This is a genomic window from Roseiarcus sp. (assembly GCF_052145395.1).
Lineage (GTDB): Bacteria > Pseudomonadota > Alphaproteobacteria > Rhizobiales > Beijerinckiaceae > Roseiarcus.
This window is the reverse complement of record NZ_JBKQOT010000259.1, coordinates 1-3213: the sequence shown is the minus strand read 5'-3', so window position 1 is coordinate 3213 and position 3213 is coordinate 1. Positions and strand designations below refer to the sequence as shown.

General features: G+C 61.9%; 5 protein-coding genes. 4 read left to right on the top strand and 1 reads right to left on the bottom strand.

What is annotated here, in order from left to right:
• Positions 1 to 410: 410 nt before the first annotated feature.
• The 3 genes from ACLP25_RS08780 to ACLP25_RS08770 are packed head-to-tail and all read left to right on the top strand — an operon-like array spanning position 411 to position 1556.
• Positions 411 to 941 carry a hypothetical protein gene (locus ACLP25_RS08780; RefSeq protein ID WP_442468821.1) on the top strand — a complete coding sequence of 177 codons (531 nt, stop codon included), beginning with the start codon at positions 411 to 413 and terminating at the stop codon, positions 939 to 941.
• Positions 893 to 1300, top strand: coding sequence for a LuxR C-terminal-related transcriptional regulator (locus ACLP25_RS08775; RefSeq protein WP_442468820.1), 408 nt, complete (start codon positions 893 to 895; stop codon positions 1298 to 1300). Before ACLP25_RS08780 ends, ACLP25_RS08775 begins: the two co-directional genes overlap by 49 nt.
• Before the next feature lie 22 nt (positions 1301 to 1322).
• Entirely contained in the window at positions 1323 to 1556 is a 234-nt protein-coding gene (locus ACLP25_RS08770) for a hypothetical protein (RefSeq protein ID WP_442468819.1), read from the top strand.
• Here the strand turns inward: ACLP25_RS08770 and ACLP25_RS08765 are convergent.
• Positions 1553 to 1783, bottom strand: coding sequence for a hypothetical protein (locus tag ACLP25_RS08765; RefSeq protein WP_442468818.1), 231 nt, complete (start codon positions 1781 to 1783; stop codon positions 1553 to 1555). The genes ACLP25_RS08770 and ACLP25_RS08765 overlap by 4 nt on opposite strands.
• A 197-nt stretch (positions 1784 to 1980) precedes the next feature.
• Here ACLP25_RS08765 and ACLP25_RS08760 point away from each other — a divergent pair, with 197 nt between their 5' ends.
• Positions 1981 to 2448: a GNAT family N-acetyltransferase gene (locus tag ACLP25_RS08760; protein ID WP_442468817.1), complete on the top strand. Its 468-nt coding sequence runs from the start codon at positions 1981 to 1983 to the stop codon at positions 2446 to 2448.
• The last annotated feature ends 765 nt before the right edge of the window (positions 2449 to 3213 follow it).

Below are 3213 nucleotides of genomic sequence, written 5' to 3'. Positions count from 1 at the left end.
TCGGCATTAAATTCATCTTGCCACACAATTTTGTCCAAAACCTCATAAAACCGCTGTTCATCAGAAGCGTGGCGGGTGTTCCACGTACCGGTTAACAGGAAATTGTCGAGGACCTCATACATCTGCCATGCCTTTCATAAACCGAACGCGCAAGCTGCCCGCTTCCGGCATCGACGCAATTATAGTCCGCTTCCCACGTCGCTCAAAAAAAGCCGCCGCGGGCCGCGCACGGCTGGCGCGGCGGCGGCGAGCCCGTTGCACGTCAGCAAGCAGGGGCCGCGAAAGGCATGTTCACTCGCTGCGGAGTTCTCCCGAACGCGTCGAACATGGGCCGCGAAGTCGATCCTGACCGCCCGGTCCGCCTACGAGGCGACTTTCATGGTGGCAGGTGCGTCCAGAGCGCCGAGATCATGGCCGAGATCGTCGCCCGGCGGCTGATGGCGCATTTAGAATGTTCGGAATTCGTCGTAATGAAGAGGCCGCCGGAGATTGGCGCTGCGGAGGCCGAGCCTCAGAAAAATATCGACTTTAGTTCGATGCGACGATATCGACTGTCTACGGCCACTGCACTGCAGCATAAGTCGCTGCCCTCTGGCGTCGTCCAGGCAATCAGAGTGGGAGTGCGCCAAACAGATACAATGTCGACACCGCATCCAAACCCGCAGTTCCGCATTGCTGCGCTCGCGCCCAAATATGCGCGGTTGCTGGCGGTGCTCAAATCGTCCTTCCAAAGCGTCGAGTGTGGAGGCAAGGCCACGCGGTCCGACGTCGTCGACCTTCAGCGTCGCGCCATCGCGGCGCTCCAGGAATGCGCTGAGATTGCGGCGAGTCTCGCGCAATGCCTGGATGACGGGGCCTGCCCAAGAGATGTCACCTGTCTGCATTTGGGCGAGTGGAACAGCTGCAACGCCTGTTCAACGCGCAGGTCAGCCGGTTCCTAGATCAAGCCAGCAAGTTCATGAACGCCGTCATGATTACCGCCGAGCCCGGCCTGCCCGTCCGCCTGAAGGCGAAGGACCAGGGGCCGACCGCCTTCGATGCCTTTTCCGAGCGCGCGGCGACGTTCACTGACGCGCAGCAGCGGGTGTTCGAACTCCTCATCACCGGCCTGCCGAACAAGCTGATCGCCCACGAGATCGGTGTGTCCAAGGCGACCGTCAAGGTGCATGTCAGCGCCGTGCTGCGCAAGCTCCAGGTGAGCACCCGAGCGCAGGTGATCGCGCTCTCCTGCGCCTTCGAGCGCAACCGGAACGCGCGCTCTCAGCCGTCTTCTGATGGCGACGCTTCAGCCAATAAGTAGTTGGTCACAACGCAGACGCAATATGAGCGAGTTGGAGTTCAAGATGCAGTACCAGATTGAGTTTCTTGGCAACGCGAACACCATCGTCCGTATGATGCACACGGAAGCGGGGAGCCCTTCGATCGCGTACCGGCTTGTCGTCAAAAAAGGCTGGCCGCATGGCGCTCTGACGGCGCGCGTATTCGACAACTACGGGCGAAGCGGACTTTCCATCTTCAAGTCTCAGTCCAAGCGCCGAGGCGCGGAGCGCGTCTAGTGATGCGGTTCCAATGGCAATTTTGCTTGCTTGGACTGTGCGGCGACAAGCTGTCGCTCAATCGATTTCAATTGGCGCAACCGCAGCGAACGCAGACGGGTCGGCCCTTCGACCACCAGTGGGATTAACTGGTCGCGTTCGTGCTCGAGAATTTCGATCGTGCTGTCGACTGATTGGCGTGCAGATTGGACTGCGGCGTCGGCTGAAGCGGAAACATATGCGTGCATCGTGAACCTCCCTCCCTTTTCAGCGCCCGGGACATCTAGACCCGCGCTGTACGCACGTCACGTCCGCACATAGTCGAACGCCGGGGCGCGCCTTTGACGGCGAAGAGATCCTGGATCGACGATTGGCCTTGGTCACGCTGTAGAGGCCGCACATGGTACGAACCTACTGAATTGGCTTGGTCGGAGGGTATGACACAATGATCCGTCGAGCCAAGGTAAAGGATGCCGAAACCGTCCATGCTGTGCTGCTTGCAGCGCGCGAGGAAATCCCGCTGACCCGAAACTTTGCCGACGACGCGTACAAGAATTGGGTTCGAGACAAATGCCGTGACCGGAGGGTCTGGATCTTTGAAAGCGATGGAGAAGCAGCAGGAGTAATGGTTATGTCGGGGAGCGAGATCTTCTACCTCGTAACCTCCCCCACGCATCGAAAGTGCGGGGTCGCGCAGGCCTTGGTGGAAGACGCGCAGGCGCGCGTGTGGAAGAGGAATCGGACGACCGCGCGAGGCCGGGTGCGACCGGAGAACCTTTCCGTCGTTCGGCTCCTCGAAAAGCTGGATTTCGCCGTAGATCACGACATGGTCACGCCACCCGGCTGGGTCTGGTACACGGCGAAGCCGCCACCTCTGCGACGCCGACTTGGTCGCGGTCATGAGGACCGATGATGCTGCGATGGCTGCGACTCGAATGCCCGAATGACTGCCCGCCCTGGCATCTGGGTCGGCGGCATTGTGGCGCTCGTTGCGGGCCGGCGTGATGCGTGAAGGGCGGGGCGGCGATCCGCATGTTCTCCACCTTTAGTACCGTCAGTCGTCCGTCCTTTAATCGTTGTCGCTTCGTTTGATCGGCGTAGATATTGGATCGGTCCCGGATGACCCGAGGCCCAATCGGAGGACTGGCGCACGCGGATCTGCCCGCCCTGACCGCCGGCCGCCAGTTTCCCCTCTCCAGATGATGACTTCCGGGCGGCCCCTGGCACGCCCGGCATTTTTTTTGCCCCGTGGGCGGGCCCTGGACGCCAGAGGTAGGGATGGGGCGGCCGAGGCCGGGGCGGGCCCTGGGCCGCCCCATAACGGTGAGACAATTCGCTCGACGGAGTGCCCTTCCTGAAGCGACGAGACGAGATGTAACCTCCCGCTTAGGTCGCTGGGACTGATGGCCAGCGGTCAGAGCGGCTTCGACGGCACCGGGCGGACTGCAGGCCGCGCGGTGCGGTCATTCGCCCGGTCCGATGCGAGCAGGCGTCACCCAGGGACGGACTGCCGGGCCCGGATGGCCGATTGGCCCCTGGTGACGCTGTAGAGGTTGCACATTGGCGCTGACTATGGCGCACCCCGAGTCCGCATGGAAGCGCGCGCCCGGCTCCAGTCTCTGTCACGTCGCGGTCCCGGCTACTATCCCGGCGGCCCTTATCCGCGACCATGGCGCCG

Bases quoted from the DNA above. Each gene is read 5' to 3' on its own strand.
- ACLP25_RS08765 (WP_442468818.1), bottom strand. From the start codon at position 1,783: ATGCACGCATATGTTTCCGCTTCAGCCGACGCCGCAGTCCAATCTGCA.
- ACLP25_RS08770 (WP_442468819.1), top strand. From the start codon at position 1,323: ATGAGCGAGTTGGAGTTCAAGATGCAGTACCAGATTGAGTTTCTTGGC.
- ACLP25_RS08760 (WP_442468817.1), top strand. From the start codon at position 1,981: ATGATCCGTCGAGCCAAGGTAAAGGATGCCGAAACCGTCCATGCTGTG.
- ACLP25_RS08780 (WP_442468821.1), top strand. From the start codon at position 411: ATGGCCGAGATCGTCGCCCGGCGGCTGATGGCGCATTTAGAATGTTCG.